A 16,360-nucleotide genomic window follows, 5' to 3' on the forward strand; every position below is an offset into this window, starting at 1 on the left:
CTCGAATCTCGAATCTCGAATCTCGAATCTCGAATCTCAATCGTACAACGACGGCTCGCCGTCTGGTCGACTCTTAAATCGGCGGTGCAACCACATGTATTGCTCCGGCGCGCGAAGGATCGAACGTTCTACAAATTTGTTGGTGTAGATGGCAGCGGCTTCTTCGTCATCATACGGGAAAGCCTCTAGCGGTGGATCTAAGGTCATGGTGTAACCGGTACCTTCGCGATCACGCGTGATGGTGAAGGTAAATACGGTGGCTTGACCTGCCGATGCCAGCAAATGCGTGCCCGTGGTGGTGCACGCTTTCTCAACGGCAAACAACGGTGCCCATGTGTAACGGTGACGGCCATAATCATGATCGGGTGCGTACCAGATTAATTCACCTTTACGCATTTCTTTGACCATGCGTTTTACGTCGCGGCGATCGATCGCGCCATTATCGCGGGTGCGTCCGCGGTATTGGAACCAATCGTAAACGGGGTTGGTGTTAGGGCGGTATACGCCGTAACCCGGGGTGTGCGTGCCAAACGCGCGTGCGCCCAATTCAAGGTTGAATGAGTGCACAGCAAGCACAAGCCCACCTTTCTTACTGGCTTTGAGTTGTTCTAAGCGTTCAAAACCCACGAATTTCATGTGCTTCTTAATGCGCCATTTCGGCCAAAACCATGCCATGCAGGTTTCAAAGAGTGCCATACCCATGTGCTCAAAGTTTTCTTTGAGCATGGCTTCGCGCTCGCCGCCCGTCATTTCTGGAAAGCACAGCTGCAAGTTGCGATCGGCAATCTTTTTGCGGCTTTTAAAGAACTTCATGATCACTAGGCCAATCTTGAAGCCTAAAAAGCGTTGCACGCGATACGGCAGCCAACTGATAAGAAACATCAAGCCAACCCCAATCCAAGTATGCAAGTACTTAGGGTGGAGGAAAGACCATTGGAATGTTGGTGCTTCGTGTTTGTTGCTCATGGCTGAATTGCGCTTCCTAAATAAAGCTCGATATTAAGAGCGTTAGTCTAACCGTAAATGTGTTTATACCCAAATAACCTCAAGTTGCAGAGTTCAGATTGTTTGGGTCTAAGTTGCAGGTTTCAATGTGCTTCTTTGTTGGGAAGCTGTTGCTTTGAATGCATTGTGGTAATATCGCACGCGTTCCTTTGTCCCTGGAGATAACAATGAAACTGACTTTGCCTGACTACCAGCAAGCCGATGTATTGGTTGTTGGTGACGTAATGCTTGACCGTTACTGGTACGGTCCTACAGGTCGTATCTCACCAGAAGCGCCTGTGCCTGTGGTGAAGATTAATCAAACAGAAGAGCGTCCTGGTGGTGCAGCTAACGTGGCAATGAACATTGCGGCGCTTGGTGGTAAAGCGAGATTGATTGGTCTCGTGGGTCAAGATGAGCAGGCAAGTGTGCTGAATGAAACCCTTAGCTCACTGAAAGTGGATTGTAACTTTGTTGGTTTGGCGGATTACCCAACCATCACCAAACTGCGTGTGATGAGCCGAAACCAGCAATTGATTCGCCTTGATTTCGAAGAAGGCTTCCACAATGTGGATGTTGCGCTAATCCTTGAGCGTATCGAAGCCTCGTTGCCGCACACCAAAGCGATGATCTTGTCTGATTACGCGAAAGGTGCGTTGGAAAACGTTCAGCCAATGATCCAGCTTGCACGTCGTGCAGGTATTCCTACTTTGGTTGATCCAAAAGGCGCTGACTTTGAACGTTACCGTGGTGCAACACTGTTGACGCCAAACATGAGCGAATTTGAAACCGTAGTGGGCGCATGCCCAACGGAAGAAAACATCATTGAGAAAGGCCTAGAGCTTATTCGTCAGTTTGAGTTTGAAGCGTTACTTGTTACGCGCAGTGAGCACGGCATGATGCTGCTTCAAGAAGGCCAAGAGCCATTGAGCCTGCCGACGCTGGCAAAAGAAGTGTATGACGTGACCGGTGCAGGCGATACCGTGATTTCTGTGTTGGCGTCATCGCTTGCTGCAGGTAAATCACTGGCTGATGCGTGTGCCCTTGCGAATGCTGCAGCGGGTGTTGTTGTTGGCAAACTGGGTACGTCTACGCTGTCGACCATCGAATTGACCGAAGCGGTACACGGAAGCCACCAATCTGGTTTTGGTGTGGTTGTTGAGAATCAACTGATTGCTGCCGTTCAAATGGCGAAAGCTCGTGGTGAAACCGTGGTCATGACCAACGGTTGTTTTGATATTCTGCATGCTGGCCATGTGGCTTACTTGAATGAAGCGGCGAAATTGGGCGATCGCCTAATTGTTGCCGTGAACACCGATGAATCTGTACGTGGCTTGAAAGGCCCGGGTCGTCCTGTTAACCCAACTGACCGCCGTATGGCTGTATTGGCCGGTTTGAGTGCGGTGGATTGGGTTGTGCCTTTCGCTGAAGAAACGCCTCAACGCTTGATCAGCGAAGTGCTGCCTAGCTTGCTGGTAAAAGGCGGTGACTATAAGCCCGAAGACATTGCGGGTGGTAAAGAAGTGATTGCTGCAGGCGGTAAAGTGCTTGTGTTGAACTTCGAAGATGGTTGCTCAACCACAGAGATCATTAACTCTATTTTGAGTGGTCATAACTGATTTGGCTTGGTACTGCTCTGGCTTTAGGGGCTCTTGATTGAGGGCCTCAAATTTGAGAGCGGTTAACTTGCAAAAGTGCGGTGAATCTTTGATTGGCCGCAGAATAAAAAAGGCACCCTAGGGTGCCTTTTTTGATCGCGTAAGATGAGTGACCGATTACTTCTTCGGTGGCACTAAACCTTGGTTGATCTCAACAAGGTCTTCTTCATTTAAGGTACCCACTGCTTGGCGCAGTTGCAGTACGCTTAGGATGTAATCGTAACGTGCATCTGACAAGCTACGGTTTGCATCGTAAAGACGACGTGTTGAATCGAGTACATCAACAATGGTACGTGTACCCACTTCAAAGCCGGCTTCTGTCGCTTCAAGTGCTGAACGTGCAGACACAACGGTTTGCTCAAACGCACGAAGAGAGCCAATGCTTGCATTGATGTTGTTGTAGAAGGCACGCACATCTTTCACTGTACTGCGGTAACGCGCTTCAAGTGCTTCTGACGCAGCAACATAGTTGAACTGCGCTTCTTTCACTTGGGCGGTGGTTCTACCACCAGTATAAAGAGGCATGTTGAAGTTAATGCCGCCAGTCAATTGGTTATTACTGAAATCCCCAGAAGAATCTGTTTCATTCGCTCGGTCTGTATACCCGTAACCCAAATCTAGCGTCAGCGATGGCATGTGACCTGATTCGGCCAAGCTAATACGCTCTTTTGATGCGTCACGTGTGATGCGCTGCGCGAGCAAGCTAAGGTTGGTTTCTTCTGCTTGTTTCACCAGCGCGTCTTGCGTTTGTTCTGGGCTGCTTGCCGAGAAGGTGCGGGTGTTCAACACGCTCAGGTCAGCATGGCTTTGGCCAGTGATTTCACGCAATTCTTCATAGCTGTTGGTAACAACGTTCTTGGCCTGAATTTCTTGAGCCAGTACTGAGTCATACTGAGCTTGCGCATCGTGCACGTCAGTAATGGCTGACAAACCGACCTCAAAGCGCTGCTTCGTTTGTTCTAGCTGACGGCCAACGGCGGCTTTTTCTGCGCGAACAAATACCAAATCATCGATGGCGCGCAAAACATCAAAATAAGCCGTTGAAACACGAAGGATCAGAGATTGTTGTGAGGCTGCATAGGTAGCGTCAGCTTGACGTGCCGTAATTTCGGCAAGGTCTAAGTTGATCCAGCTGTTTTGATCGAACAGTTCCTGACTAAAATCTATCCCAGCAGTTAATGTATTGGTGTCATTAACAAAGGTATCTTCACTGTTGCGAGAAAGGTTATAACCTGCACTCAAATTGATTTGAGGCAGCAACGTACCGCGGTTTGTGTCAACAGCAGCGAAAGCAGCATCTTTTGTCGCCGCAGCTTGCAGCAATTGAGGATCACTTTGTTTCGCTTGTTCATAAACCTGAATAAGGTCGTCTGCGCTAGCCAGGGGAGCGACGGTGCCAAGCGCAACCCCGATAAATAAGGGGAGCAATTTCTTCATAATAAGTAGTCCCTGAACTTGTCGTATTCTAATAAATTGCCAAAAGGGTATCCGACCCTAGTGTAAACCATGCAACCTTACTTGGAACTGACAATGTGATGGTTTATTGAGAAAAATTGATTGTAAAACAATCTGTCTTCGAATGGGATTCAAATAATTCTGCAATGTATAACAAAAAAGTAAAGGTTTCTGATTGCAGCTTCCCAGAAGGCGTAGTTATCATTTGCCCCCTTATACGGAGACAATATGGAAAAGTCCGTGCCACAGAAAATGCAGCCAAATCAGTTTGGACATGAAGACGTACAGATTGATAAAAGTGACCTTGTCTATAATGGTTACTTTAAGATGGTGAAATATCGCTTCCGCCACCGTTTGTTTGCAGGCGGGTGGAGTGACACTATCGAAAGAGAGTTGTTTGAACGTGGTCAGGCGGTTGCGATGCTCCCTTATGACCCTGTGACAGACAGTGTTGTTTTGGTTGAGCAAATCCGTATTGGCGCCATGGTTGCCAGTGATGAACCCTGGCAATTGGAAATCGTTGCAGGGATCATTGATAAAGACGAATCACCTGAAGACGTCGCGGTGCGTGAATCAGAAGAAGAAGCGGGGCTGCCCGTTCAAGAATTGACGCCGATTACGAGCTACCTTTCAACGTCGGGTGGGTGCTCAGAGCGCATTCATTTATACCTGGGTAAGGTGGATGCGTCGAAAGCGAAAGGCATTCACGGCTTGCCGGAAGAAGGTGAAGACATTTTGGTTCATGTCGTGCCAAGAGAAACGGCATACCAATGGGTGCAAAGTGGCAAGATTGAAAACGCCGCATCAATTATTGCGTTGCAGTGGTTGATGCTAAATGTTGAGACTTTGCGCGAGTAGGCACTTTTACTGCATTTACACTGCAGTATTAGCAAGATCACGTAGGATATAAGATGTTGAGACAAGGGTATCGGGTTGATTTGAACGCCCTGATGCGAATGTATGAGACCAATTATGCCAAGTTACTAAGGCTGATGCCGCGTCAGGATGATGTTGGTGAATTCTGCGTGTATGAAATACAAGGTAACGAATTTCAAGTCGATATCGTAGAATCAACGCGTTACACCACGTTGTTAGATATATGGCAGCGCGGAGATGTCCCTGAGTACCTCAGACCACGATTGGTTGTGCGTATGTATCACGATGCTCGGGTGGCTGACGTATGTACCAGTCAGAGTATTTCCCAAATTCAGCCGCGCTATGATTACCCCAACCCGCGTATGCTTCAGCAAGACGAGAAGCATCAAATTAACGCCTTTCTTTCTGATTGGTTGGGGCATTGTCTGAGAAACGGAATTACGAAACACGACGCAATATATTAAGCGCTGATCGCGTACTTCTTCGCAGTATGTCGTCAGTGTGATACACATTTAAGCTCATTTACGATCAGGATTTTCAAGACGTTGCGGATTTGCCATCTACCAAGCCAACACAGCCAAACCGTTCGGTTGTTGCAAATTACAGATACACACCTTTTTGCAGACCCGCACGGCAGTTTGTTAGGGATTAACACGGCTGCGAGTTACAAAGCGGTTGTGGAAGAGATCCAAGCACAAGACATTTCCTTTGACGCCATTATCGCGACGGGCGACTTGTCGCAAGATCACACCGCAGAATCGTACCAGCGTTTTGTTGATGGTATCGCGCATTGGTCGCAGCCTTGCTATTGGTTGCCGGGTAACCATGATTACCAACCTGAAATGAACGCCGTGCTTGAGCAATCCACCTTGGTGCGATGTGATCAAGTGTTACTGGGTGAACACTGGCAGATGATCATTTTAGACAGTCAGGTAAAAGGGGTGCCGCACGGTCGACTCACGAGCGAGCAATTGGCGTTGCTAGAGCAAGCGCTCACGTCTTATCCTGAACGACATACCCTTATTCTGCTTCATCACCATCCTTTGCCCGCGGGCAGCGCGTGGCTTGATCAGCATCAGCTTCATAACCAAGATGCCTTTTGGCTGCGCGTGGAAAAGCACAGCAACGTGAAAGGCGTGGTGTGTGGGCACATTCATCAAGCCTTGGACACTGAGCACGCAGGACGTCGAGTCATGGCCGCACCGTCGACATGTATTCAATTCCTCCCTGATTCAGATGATTTTGCGTTGGATTCGACCAATCCAGGGTGGCGCGAAATTTCCTTGCATCAAGATGGCACCATCTCCAGTGAAGTGGGTCGATTGAAAGGCATGGGCTTCCATCCTGATATGAATTCGGCAGGCTACTGATCATGCCGGTTTTGTTGATCTACATTCACGGGTTTAACAGCTCACCGCTTTCACTCAAAGCGCAGCAAATGCAGCAATGGTGCGAGATCCACCGCCCAGACATAAAACTGGAAGTTCCAAGGCTGGCTTGCTACCCTGCCGCCGCTGCAGCGCAACTCAATGCATTAGTTGATCGTTACAAAGGTGACTATCGCATCGGGTTAGTAGGTAGTTCTTTAGGTGGCTACCTTTCGGCGTGGCTAAATAGCCAACATGGATTCCCTGCAGTTGTGATCAACCCTGCGGTTAAGCCTTACGAATTGCTTGCTGATTACTTAGGTCCGCAGAAAAACCCCTATACTGGGGAGCAATACCTGCTGGAAACTCATCATATGGATGAACTGAAAGCATTGGATACTGAATCCATTACTCATCCCGAGTCAATGTGGCTGTTGCAGCAGGAAGGAGACGAAGTTCTCGACTATCGTCAGGCCGTCGCCAAATACCAGGGATGTAAGCAAACTGTTGAAGCTGGGGGCGATCATGCCTTTGTAGGCTTCGAAAGATACCCCGCTGAAATCATTCAATTCCTGGGACTGTGAGTGTTCCTCACAGATTGTCCTCGTTAGCTGTGTCATTATTTGACAAGGTAACGGGCCATCACAGACCATGTGAAAAATTTTAAAAGCCAATCATTTATGACAGAGCAAGTTTATAACGCGGGATCCATTGAAGTACTCAATGGTCTTGAGCCGGTTCGTCGTCGTCCCGGCATGTATACAGATACGACCCGTCCAAACCATCTTGGTCAGGAAGTCATCGATAACAGTGTCGACGAAGCGTTGGCAGGACATGCACGCAAAGTAGAAGTCATCCTTCATGCGGATCAATCCCTTGAAGTTATTGATGACGGCCGTGGTATGCCTGTCGATATTCACCCTGAAGAAGGGGTGTCAGGTGTCGAACTGATTCTCTGTAAACTGCATGCTGGTGGTAAGTTCTCCAACAACAACTACCAATTCAGTGGCGGTTTGCACGGTGTGGGTATTTCGGTAGTGAATGCGCTATCGAACCGCGTCGAAGTCTCTGTCAAACGCGATGGTCAGGTGTATGAAATTGCATTTGAGCATGGCGATAAAGTACAAGAGCTAACGGTTACTGGGACTTGTGGGCGCCGCGCCAAAGGTACGCGCGTGCATTTCTGGCCGGAAGCAAAGTACTTTGACTCTCCAAAATTCTCCGTTTCTCGTCTGAAAAACAACCTGAAAGCCAAAGCGGTACTTTGCCCAGGGCTTGAAATCGTCTTTACCGATAAAAACACCAATGAAACCATCAAGTGGTGTTATGAAAGTGGTTTGAAAGACTACTTGGCGGAAGGCGTGAAAGGGTATGAACTGCTGCCAGCAGAACCGTTTGTCGGTGAGTTTCGTGCGCCACATGAAGCGGCTGATTGGGCGATTATCTGGTTACCTGAAGGTGGTGAACTCATCACTGAAAGTTACGTTAACCTGATCCCGACAGCACAAGGCGGTACGCACGTTAATGGCTTACGCCAAGGCTTGCTGGATGCGATGCGTGAATTCTGTGAATTCCGCAACTTACTGCCGCGTGGCGTGAAGTTAACAGCTGATGATATTTGGGACCGATGTGCTTATGTATTGTCGGTGAAGATGCAAGACCCTCAATTCGCGGGTCAAACCAAAGAGCGTTTGTCATCGCGCCAATGTGCAGCCTTCGTGTCTGGCGTGGTCAAAGATTCGTTCAGCTTGTGGCTTAATGAACGCCCACAACTGGCAGAACAACTTGCAGAAGTGTGTATCGCGAATGCGCACAAACGTATGCGAGCAGCCAAGAAGGTGGTGCGTAAGAAAGTGGCCTCGGGCCCTGCATTGCCGGGTAAGTTGACTGACTGTTCCATGCAAGACTTAGCGCGTACTGAACTGTTTTTGGTCGAGGGTGACTCGGCAGGCGGTTCGGCGAAACAAGCGCGTGATCGTGAATTCCAAGCCATCATGCCGCTACGCGGTAAGATCCTAAATACGTGGGAAGTGTCTGCTGACCAAGTATTGGCGTCACAGGAAGTGCATGACATTTCCGTCGCATTGGGTATTGACCCTGACAGCGAAGATCTTTCAGGTTTGCGATACGGTAAAATTTGTATCCTCGCCGATGCGGACTCGGATGGTCTGCACATCGCCACCTTGCTGTGCGCCCTGTTTGTAAAACACTTTCATGCGTTGGTAAGAGCGGGTCACGTCTATGTGGCAATGCCGCCTCTGTATCGCATCGACTGCGGGAAAGAAGTGTTCTATGCGCTCGATGATGCAGAGAAGGCCGGTATTTTGGAAAGCCTTAGCCAAAAACGCGCCAAGATTGACGTTCAGCGATTCAAAGGTCTGGGTGAAATGAACCCGCTTCAGCTTCGCGAAACCACCATGGATCCGAACACGCGCCGTCTTGTTCAGTTGACCATTGACGATCAGGAAGAAACCGATCGCATGATGGACATGTTGCTGGGTAAAAAACGCGCTGAAGATCGTCGCCATTGGCTACAAGACAAAGGCGACATGGCTGAGTTAGCAGAAATTTAACTGGATTTTAGGGTCGGACGTTTTCAATGACTGATATTACTTATGACGGTGTCGAGCAACTTCCATTAAGGAAGTTCACCGAGGATGCATACCTCAACTACTCGATGTACGTCATCATGGACCGTGCTTTGCCATTTATTGGTGACGGTCTTAAGCCTGTGCAGCGTCGCATCATTTATGCGATGTCAGAGCTGGGCTTGTCGGCAACGGCAAAATACAAAAAATCTGCCCGTACTGTGGGTGACGTACTCGGTAAGTATCATCCACACGGTGATTCTGCGTGTTACGAAGCCATGGTATTGATGGCGCAGCCGTTCTCTTACCGCTACCCATTGGTTGATGGTCAAGGTAACTGGGGTGCGCCGGATGATCCGAAATCGTTCGCTGCGATGCGTTATACCGAATCGCGCCTTTCTCGCTTCTCGGAAGTGCTTTTGGGTGAAATCAGTCAAGGCACTGTCGATTGGCAGCCGAACTTTGACGGCACCATGAAAGAGCCGAAAACCATGCCAGCGCGTCTGCCACACATTCTGTTGAATGGCGTGACAGGTATTGCGGTTGGTATGGCGACTGACATTCCACCGCATAACGTGCGTGAAATTGCGAATGCCGTCATTGCACTTATCGACACGCCAAAGCTCGATTTGGATGGCGTGCTGGAATACGTTAAAGGCCCTGATTACCCGACGGAAGCCGAAATCATTACTCCGCATGTAGAGCTTAAAAAGCTGTACCGCAGTGGTAAAGGCTCTGTTCGCATGCGTGCTTGCTGGCACAAAGAGAACGGCGACATCGTGATCAGCGCGCTGCCTCATCAAGTGTCTGGCGCAAAACTGCTTGAGCAAATTGCGAACCAAATGCGCGCGAAGAAACTGCCGATGGTGGAAGATCTTCGTGATGAGTCGGATCATGAAAATCCGACGCGTATTGTTATCGTGCCGCGCTCTAACCGTGTGGACTGCGATCAGCTGATGAATCACTTGTTTGCGTCTACCGATCTAGAACGTAGCTACCGTGCAAACTTGAACATGATTGGCCTTGATGGACGTCCTCAAGTGAAAGGCCTTGTTCAAATCCTGTCTGAATGGATTGAATTCCGCCGCAGTACGGTACGTCGTCGTTTGCAATACCGCTTGGATAAAGTGCTGGCGCGCTTGCACATCCTTGATGGTTTGTTAGCGGCTTATCTCAACATCGATGAAGTCATTGAAATCATCCGCACGGAAGACAACCCGAAAGCGGAATTGATGCAGCGCTTCGATTTGAGTGAGCGACAAGCTGAAGCGATCCTTGAAATCAAACTCCGCCAGTTAGCCAAACTGGAAGAGATCAAGATCCGTGGTGAGCAAGACGAATTGAACAAGGAGCGCGAGCAGTTGGAAAAACTGTTGGGCTCAGATCGTCGCCTCAATACCTTACTGAAAAAAGAAATCACCGCCGATGCTGAAAAGTATGGCGATGATCGTCGCTCTCCATTGGTTGAGCGTGAAGAAGCAAAAGCAATGACTGAGCGCGACTTGATCCCAAGCGAGCCAATCACTGTTGTGCTGTCTGATAAAGGTTGGATCCGTCATGCGAAAGGCCATGATGTTGACCCAACAAGCTTGAGCTACAAATCCGGTGACGGCTATCTCGCGGCCGCGCGCGGCAAGAGTAGCCAACCTGCAGTCTTCGTGGGCACGGATGGTCGAAGCTATGCACTTGAGTCGCACAGCTTGCCATCAGCGCGAAGCCAGGGTGAACCGATCACAGGTCGCTTGAACATCACCGCAGGAACGACGATTCGTCATGTGTTGATGGGCGAGAATGACAACCTGATGTTGATGGCCTCTGATGCTGGTTATGGTTTTGTGTGTAAGCATGATGACCTGCTATCGAAAAACCGCAGCGGTAAAGCGTTGTTGAGTTTGCCGCAAGCTGCAGAAGTGATGCCGCCACAAAAAGTGTCTGACATTGAAAATGATGACATTGTGGCGATCACGAACGAAGGTCGTATGTTGGTCTTCCCAGTGAAAGAGTTGCCACAGCTAGGCAAAGGCAAAGGGAATAAGATCATCAATATTCCTGCAGCGCGCGCGAAAGCGCGTGAAGAGCTACTGGCGCAATTGTTTGTTGTTCCTCAAGGTTCAACGGTCACACTGCATGCTGGTAAGCGTAAATTGTCTCTGAAACCTGCAGATATGGATAACTTCCGTGGTGAACGTGGCCGTCGAGGCTCTATGCTGCCACGCGGCTTACAGCGTGTTACGGCGATTGAAATCACGGCGTCAGGCTCGACGCCAAGTGATGAGACCGAATCACCAGACGCATAATAAGGAAGCCCTCCACTCGGAGGGCTTTTTTTCATCGGTTAAATGTTAGCTAGCAGGTGAATTTTGCTGGCGGATACGTATACTACTCAGAGTTTTATTTAAGCGTACACGTGTACGCTCTAATTCGCCGACACGTCCATTCTGCTTTCTGTTCGGTGATGTATTGGTTTTAGGAGAAAAGAATGTATTTCATACTGCGACTTTTGGCTGTCGCGTTATTTGCGATTGTCATGCTCATCTTTGGTTGTGGTTACTGCCTCCTAAGCCCTAGAAACCCTAAAAACGTGTATACCATTGGACGCTGGTTCGGCAAAATGTCGGCGATTTTTGGCATCAAACTTGAATTGCGCCAATCAGAAGCCTCTAAAGCCGCTGGCACGTGTGTGTACATCGCTAACCACCAAAGTAATTGGGATTTGATCACCGTATCGAATGCGGTTCGCCCTGGTGCTGTGACAGTGGGTAAGAAGAGCCTGGCGTACATCCCTATCTTCGGCACCTTGTACTGGCTAACGGGTAACATTTTGATTGACCGTAATAATCGCAGCAAAGCGATGGGGACGATTGGTCAGGTTATCGATAAGATTAAAGAACGCGATGTGTCAGTGTGGCTGTTCCCTGAAGGTACGCGTTCACGCGGCCGCGGTTTATTACCATTTAAAACGGGTGCATTCCACGCAGCCATTGGCGCGGGCGTTCCAATCGTGCCTATTGTGTGTAGCTCAACAAGTCATTTGAAAGCTTCTCTTGGCAACAACGGTCATATCATTGTGGAAGTGATGGATCCGATTTCAATTGAAGGCTACAACAAAGACAACATACGCGAACTCTCGAAGCATTGTCATGCGGTGATGACAGAAAAACTGGCAGAGTTGGACGCTGAAGTGGCTGAGCTAAACAAGAAGTCTTGAGGTTAACGCGGAGTAGCAAAGTGCTACCTTGCGTAATAAACTTAAGGCATTGAACGAAGAAAAGGATACGCATTGCGTATCCTTTTTGTATTTTCTGATAATAAACGCGAGTAAAGAAGTAAGGCGAATATGCAGAAAAATCAGGTTGTTCTGGTCACTGAAAGTGGTCAGCAAACAGGTCTTGCTGACAAAATGGCGGCACATGAGCAAGGGCTACTCCACCTTGCGTTCTCTGTGATGATCTATCGCGAGACAGTAAGAGGGCGTGAGTATTTGCTGCAGCAGCGCGCACAAAGCAAATACCACAGCGGTGGCCTCTGGACGAACACCTGTTGTTCACACCCGATGCAGGGCGAAAGCTTTGAGAATGCCGCTACGCGTCGATTGAACGAAGAACTGGGTATCGTCGCGCCCTTGGTGTTCGAGATGGGCGTGTCATTTTGTTATCGCGCGGAGCTTGATAATAATCTGACAGAGCATGAACTTGATCAGATCATTTTGTGCAACGTCGATGAGGTGGAATTAGCCCCCAATCCAGAAGAGATCATGGATTGGCGCTGGTGGTCGCAGCAGGAAATACGTGCTGCAATGGCGCAATCACCGCAACAATTTACTGCGTGGTTTGAGGAAGTGGTTGGGCACATTGAAGGTCAATTGGCAGCGTGAGCAATGCGGCGTTATTGAGACGAGAAAAAAGCGGCCAAAGCCGCTTTTTTTGATCGTGCTATGTGCTCAGTTCGCGCTTATTTGCGTACTGCGATAGCTTCGATTTCGATGCCCACATCTTTCGGAAGACGTGCAACTTCTACGCAAGAACGTGCTGGGTAGTGAGCAACGCCATTTTCATCGAAAAACTTACCGTACACTTCGTTAACGGTGCCGAAATCGTTCAAGTCTTTAACGAACACGGTCATTTTTACAATGTCACTCACGGTGAGGCCTGATGACTCAACCACTGCTTTCACGTTCTCGAGAGACTGACGTGCCTGTACTGCGATGTCAGCAGATACTTCACCCGTTACTGGGTTTACTGGGATTTGACCCGAAGTCAGTACCATGTTGCCAAGATCTACACCTTGTACGTATGGACCAATCGCGGCAGGAGCGTGTTCAGTGTGAAGTACTTTAGTCATTACCTTTCCTTAATTTATACATAGCGGAAATTGAGCTGGCACTTAGTCTGCATCTTGCTTGCGTGCAGGTAAAGCCCGCGTGTTCACAAATTTAGGTTGTGCGTGCCGTTTTGTATGCCTCAGTGACAAGAAAAAAGCCGACGTTATTTGCCGACCCTTCTTTTGTTAGTGCACGCCGCGTATTAGTTGCTTTCAGTCATGATTTCACGCGAGAACACTTTCTCGCAGTACTTACATTTCAAATTCAAATCATCTGCTTTTTTCACGACGTTGAAGCTACTTTCAACGGCTTTTTCGTCATGGGTAATACAGTTGGTATTTGGGCAGCGGAACACACCAAGAATGACATCTGGCAATGTGAGTGGCAGCTTCGCAACCACTTCATAGTTCTCAATTTGGTTCACGGTAGCCTGCGGTGCATAAAGCGCAAGTTGCTTGGCTTGTTCTGCACTGATGAAGATGTTTTCAATCTTGATCAGGTCTTTCGCGCCCACGGCTGAAGAAGGAAGGTTAAAACCGACAGTCACGCGCTCGTTGGTTTTATGCAGCTTGAACAGCTTCATGACTTTAAAGCCGACATGCGCAGGAATGTGGTCGATGACGGTGCCGTTTTTAATGGCTTCAACCTGTAGTTTGTACTCTTTACCCATTGTGCTCACTCCTGCCTTATAGTTCTTCGTTAATCACAAGTGCCAGCAATGCTTGGCGCGCATACACCCCGTTTTCGGCCTGTTGGAAATAGTAGGCGTAGGGTGTTTTATCAACAGCGACGGTGATTTCATCAACGCGTGGCAGTGGGTGAAGCACTTTCAGGTTGTCGCGTGCTTTCTCAAGCTCTGGTGTGTCGAGAATAAAGGCTGCTTTAATGTGTGCGTATTCTGATTCGTCGAATCGCTCTTTCTGAACGCGCGTCATGTAGAGGATATCAAGTTCAGGAACCACTTCTTCGATGGTCGCGTGCAAGCTGTATTCAATGCCTGATTTTTCAAGTTCTTCCAAGATGTAATCTGGCATCGCTAAGGCTTCAGGCGCGATGAAATAGAAGCGATTGTTCTTGAATTTGGAGAGCGCTTGCGTGAGCGAGTGCACGGTGCGACCGTATTTCAAATCTCCGACCATCGCGATGTTCAGGTTATCCAGACGACCTTGTGTCTCATGGATACTGAACAAGTCCAGCAATGTTTGAGAAGGGTGCTGGTTTGCACCGTCGCCACCGTTAATCACGGGAACGCCTTTCGAGAATTCAGACGCCAAGCGTGCCGCGCCTTCTTTAGGATGGCGCATCACGAACGCATCAACGTACGAGGAGATGACTTGCACTGTGTCTGAGAGCGTTTCGCCTTTTTTGCCTGAAGAGGTGTTACCTCCGTCAGGAAAACCAATCACGGTGCCACCCAGGCGTTGAACTGCAGTTTCAAACGAGAGGCGTGTGCGGGTTGAGGCTTCAAAGAAGCAGCTTGCGACCACTTTATTTTTCAGCAGTGTAGGGTTTGGCTCTGCCTTCAACGTACCCGCCGTTTCGACAATAAGTTCCAATTCTTCGCGGGACAACTCCGGGATGGAGATAATGTGTTTATTGTACAGCGAGGTCGCCATGTCTTCTCTTCCCTCTATGGATGCTAACTAAGGTTGCTGACTAAGGTTTGCTAACTAAGGTTTGCTAAATTTTGGCTAAAAAAAAGCCTCCCGATCAGGAGGCTTTTTCTAAAAATACGGGAAAAACAAAATAGGATACCGATGCCATGTAATGGCAGGTTTTAGCGGTGTTCTTTTGTGCTAAATTTGGCATTCCGATTCATTTTTTCGACAAATTGCTGAGAATTATACGCCCATTTTCGGTCGGCGCAAGAGGTGGAAAGCGTGTGAAGAAGGGGAGGCGTATCGTCGCTTTTACGCCTTCTTTATCGACTTTGCCTGAGCGAGTTCGGAGAATAATTGATGTAACGACAGCGTGTTAGACACAAAAAAAGCACGCATTCTCTGCGTGCTTTGTTTATATCAAAGCGGACTGAGCGCTTTGTTACAGAGCGCCATTGGATTAGCTACCGAGCGTGGCAACCATCACGGCTTTGATGGTGTGCATACGGTTTTCGGCTTCATCAAAGACGATCGAAAAGTCAGACTCGAACACGTCTTCGGTCACTTCTAACCCTTTCATGCCGTACTTTTCAGCCACTTCTGCACCAAGGGTGGTTTCGTCATTGTGGAAGGCAGGCAAACAATGCATGAATTTCACATGCGGGTTGCCTGTTTTCTTCACCATGTCCATGTTTACCTGGTAAGGCGTCATGACTGCAACACGTTCATCCCAGGCTTCTTTCGACTCGCCCATAGAGACCCACACATCGGTATAGAGGAAATCACAGCCTTTCACGCCTTCTTCAACGTTTTCTGTCAAAGTGATTTGCGCGCCGGTTTCCTTGGCGATGGCTTTGCACTGTTCGACCAAGGTGTCTTCAGGCCAGAACTGTTTGGGGGCAACAAGGCGGATGTCCATGCCCATTTTGGCTGCACCAACCATCAGGGAGTTCCCCATGTTGTTGCGTGCGTCGCCCAAATAGGCAAAGGCCATTTCGTGCAATTGTTTGCCGCGGCCGTGTTCTTGCATCGTGAGGAAGTCGGCAAGAATCTGGGTTGGATGGAATTCGTCAGTCAGGCCATTCCACACAGGCACACCTGCATATTTACCCAATTCTTCAACAATGGCTTGCCCATGACCGCGATACTCGATGCCATCGTACATGCGACCAAGTACGCGAGCTGTGTCTTTCATCGATTCTTTATGGCCGATTTGCGAGCCTGAAGGGCCGATATAAGACACTTGAGCACCTTGATCAAACGCGGCGACCTCAAAGGCACAGCGCGTGCGGGTAGAGGCTTTTTCAAAGATCAGGGCGATGTTTTTACCCTTTAGTTTTTGCTGCTCATATCCGTTGTATTTTGCTTTTTTGAGATCGGCAGACAAAGACAACAGGTGTTCAATCTCGCGAGGAGTGAAATCCAGAAGTTTGAGAAAATTCCGGTTGCGCAGATTAAAAGCCATGATGAGATCCCTTTCAAAGTTCTTTGTACTTCTAAACAGCGGCTTAGT

Annotated in this window: 15 protein-coding genes; 9 read left to right on the top strand and 6 right to left on the bottom strand. The window is 48.8% G+C overall.

Translation table 11 applies throughout. The features are described from left to right. Positions 1-36: 36 nt before the first annotated feature. Positions 37-966: an LpxL/LpxP family Kdo(2)-lipid IV(A) lauroyl/palmitoleoyl acyltransferase gene (gene lpxL / locus BM082_RS15550; protein WP_017008669.1), complete on the bottom strand. Its 930-nt coding sequence runs from the start codon at positions 964-966 to the stop codon at positions 37-39. Between the two features lie 206 nt (positions 967-1,172). Here lpxL and hldE point away from each other — a divergent pair, with 206 nt between their 5' ends. Then, positions 1,173-2,603, top strand: a complete 1,431-nt coding sequence (gene hldE, locus BM082_RS15555; protein ID WP_074927643.1) for a bifunctional D-glycero-beta-D-manno-heptose-7-phosphate kinase/D-glycero-beta-D-manno-heptose 1-phosphate adenylyltransferase HldE — start codon at positions 1,173-1,175, stop codon at positions 2,601-2,603. A 156-nt stretch (positions 2,604-2,759) separates the two neighbouring features. Here the strand turns inward: hldE and tolC are convergent, their stop codons facing one another. Beyond that, positions 2,760-4,079: an outer membrane channel protein TolC gene (tolC, locus tag BM082_RS15560; protein ID WP_017008667.1), complete on the bottom strand. Its 1,320-nt coding sequence runs from the start codon at positions 4,077-4,079 to the stop codon at positions 2,760-2,762. 246 nt (positions 4,080-4,325) lie between these two features. Here tolC and nudF point away from each other — a divergent pair, with 246 nt between their 5' ends. The 8 genes from nudF to idi all read left to right on the top strand — a co-directional run bounded on the left by nudF (position 4,326) and on the right by idi (position 12,802). After that, positions 4,326-4,955, top strand: coding sequence for an ADP-ribose diphosphatase (gene nudF / locus BM082_RS15565; protein ID WP_017008666.1), 630 nt, complete (start codon positions 4,326-4,328; stop codon positions 4,953-4,955). Between the two features lie 53 nt (positions 4,956-5,008). Further along, positions 5,009-5,437, top strand: coding sequence for a DUF1249 domain-containing protein (locus BM082_RS15570; RefSeq protein ID WP_017008665.1), 429 nt, complete (start codon positions 5,009-5,011; stop codon positions 5,435-5,437). Between the two features lie 81 nt (positions 5,438-5,518). Continuing rightward, positions 5,519-6,343 (top strand): 3',5'-cyclic-AMP phosphodiesterase, encoded by an 825-nt coding sequence (gene cpdA / locus BM082_RS15575; protein ID WP_074927645.1) that lies wholly within the window; start codon positions 5,519-5,521, stop codon positions 6,341-6,343. A gap of 2 nt (positions 6,344-6,345) precedes the next feature. Further along, positions 6,346-6,924, top strand: a complete 579-nt coding sequence (yqiA, locus tag BM082_RS15580; RefSeq protein ID WP_017008663.1) for an esterase YqiA — start codon at positions 6,346-6,348, stop codon at positions 6,922-6,924. Between the two features lie 96 nt (positions 6,925-7,020). Continuing rightward, the gene (parE, locus tag BM082_RS15585; RefSeq protein ID WP_026024461.1) at positions 7,021-8,913 is read left to right on the top strand and encodes a DNA topoisomerase IV subunit B; all 1,893 of its coding nucleotides are present in this window, start codon (positions 7,021-7,023) and stop codon (positions 8,911-8,913) included. Positions 8,914-8,939: 26 nt separating this feature from the next. Next, on the top strand, positions 8,940-11,225 hold the full coding sequence (gene parC, locus BM082_RS15590) for a DNA topoisomerase IV subunit A (protein ID WP_026024460.1): 2,286 nt from the start codon (positions 8,940-8,942) through the stop codon (positions 11,223-11,225). Positions 11,226-11,407: 182 nt separating this feature from the next. Then, on the top strand, positions 11,408-12,136 hold the full coding sequence (locus BM082_RS15595; protein ID WP_074927648.1) for a 1-acylglycerol-3-phosphate O-acyltransferase: 729 nt from the start codon (positions 11,408-11,410) through the stop codon (positions 12,134-12,136). A gap of 129 nt (positions 12,137-12,265) precedes the next feature. Continuing rightward, complete coding sequence (idi, locus tag BM082_RS15600) at positions 12,266-12,802, top strand: isopentenyl-diphosphate Delta-isomerase (RefSeq protein ID WP_017008659.1); 537 nt, start codon at positions 12,266-12,268, stop codon at positions 12,800-12,802. 77 nt (positions 12,803-12,879) lie between these two features. On the opposite strand, the gene BM082_RS15605 is transcribed toward idi, so the two are convergent. The 4 genes from BM082_RS15605 to argF all read right to left on the bottom strand — a co-directional run bounded on the left by BM082_RS15605 (position 12,880) and on the right by argF (position 16,312). Next, positions 12,880-13,269: a RidA family protein gene (locus BM082_RS15605; protein WP_017016354.1), complete on the bottom strand. Its 390-nt coding sequence runs from the start codon at positions 13,267-13,269 to the stop codon at positions 12,880-12,882. A gap of 182 nt (positions 13,270-13,451) precedes the next feature. After that, a complete protein-coding gene (pyrI, locus tag BM082_RS15610) occupies positions 13,452-13,919 on the bottom strand; it encodes an aspartate carbamoyltransferase regulatory subunit (RefSeq protein WP_017008657.1) in 468 nt (155 codons plus the stop codon). Positions 13,920-13,935: 16 nt separating this feature from the next. Further along, the gene (pyrB, locus tag BM082_RS15615) at positions 13,936-14,865 is read right to left on the bottom strand and encodes an aspartate carbamoyltransferase (RefSeq protein WP_017008656.1); all 930 of its coding nucleotides are present in this window, start codon (positions 14,863-14,865) and stop codon (positions 13,936-13,938) included. A gap of 442 nt (positions 14,866-15,307) precedes the next feature. Further along, positions 15,308-16,312 (bottom strand): ornithine carbamoyltransferase, encoded by a 1,005-nt coding sequence (argF, locus tag BM082_RS15620; protein WP_017016353.1) that lies wholly within the window; start codon positions 16,310-16,312, stop codon positions 15,308-15,310. Positions 16,313-16,360 lie beyond the last annotated feature (48 nt).

Source organism: Enterovibrio norvegicus DSM 15893, from assembly GCF_900115495.1.
Taxonomy (GTDB): Bacteria; Pseudomonadota; Gammaproteobacteria; order Enterobacterales; family Vibrionaceae; genus Enterovibrio; species Enterovibrio norvegicus.

What these genes read in the sequence shown, in the direction of transcription:
- BM082_RS15595 (WP_074927648.1), top strand. Translation starts at nt 11,408, where the DNA reads ATGTATTTCATACTGCGACTTTTGGCTGTCGCGTTATTTGCGATTGTC.
- argF (WP_017016353.1), bottom strand. Translation starts at nt 16,312, where the DNA reads ATGGCTTTTAATCTGCGCAACCGGAATTTTCTCAAACTTCTGGATTTC.
- pyrB (WP_017008656.1), bottom strand. Translation starts at nt 14,865, where the DNA reads ATGGCGACCTCGCTGTACAATAAACACATTATCTCCATCCCGGAGTTG.
- hldE (WP_074927643.1), top strand. Translation starts at nt 1,173, where the DNA reads ATGAAACTGACTTTGCCTGACTACCAGCAAGCCGATGTATTGGTTGTT.
- idi (WP_017008659.1), top strand. Translation starts at nt 12,266, where the DNA reads ATGCAGAAAAATCAGGTTGTTCTGGTCACTGAAAGTGGTCAGCAAACA.
- tolC (WP_017008667.1), bottom strand. Translation starts at nt 4,079, where the DNA reads ATGAAGAAATTGCTCCCCTTATTTATCGGGGTTGCGCTTGGCACCGTC.
- parE (WP_026024461.1), top strand. Translation starts at nt 7,021, where the DNA reads ATGACAGAGCAAGTTTATAACGCGGGATCCATTGAAGTACTCAATGGT.
- BM082_RS15605 (WP_017016354.1), bottom strand. Translation starts at nt 13,269, where the DNA reads ATGACTAAAGTACTTCACACTGAACACGCTCCTGCCGCGATTGGTCCA.
- parC (WP_026024460.1), top strand. Translation starts at nt 8,940, where the DNA reads ATGACTGATATTACTTATGACGGTGTCGAGCAACTTCCATTAAGGAAG.
- pyrI (WP_017008657.1), bottom strand. Translation starts at nt 13,919, where the DNA reads ATGGGTAAAGAGTACAAACTACAGGTTGAAGCCATTAAAAACGGCACC.
- BM082_RS15570 (WP_017008665.1), top strand. Translation starts at nt 5,009, where the DNA reads ATGTTGAGACAAGGGTATCGGGTTGATTTGAACGCCCTGATGCGAATG.
- yqiA (WP_017008663.1), top strand. Translation starts at nt 6,346, where the DNA reads ATGCCGGTTTTGTTGATCTACATTCACGGGTTTAACAGCTCACCGCTT.
- nudF (WP_017008666.1), top strand. Translation starts at nt 4,326, where the DNA reads ATGGAAAAGTCCGTGCCACAGAAAATGCAGCCAAATCAGTTTGGACAT.
- lpxL (WP_017008669.1), bottom strand. Translation starts at nt 966, where the DNA reads ATGAGCAACAAACACGAAGCACCAACATTCCAATGGTCTTTCCTCCAC.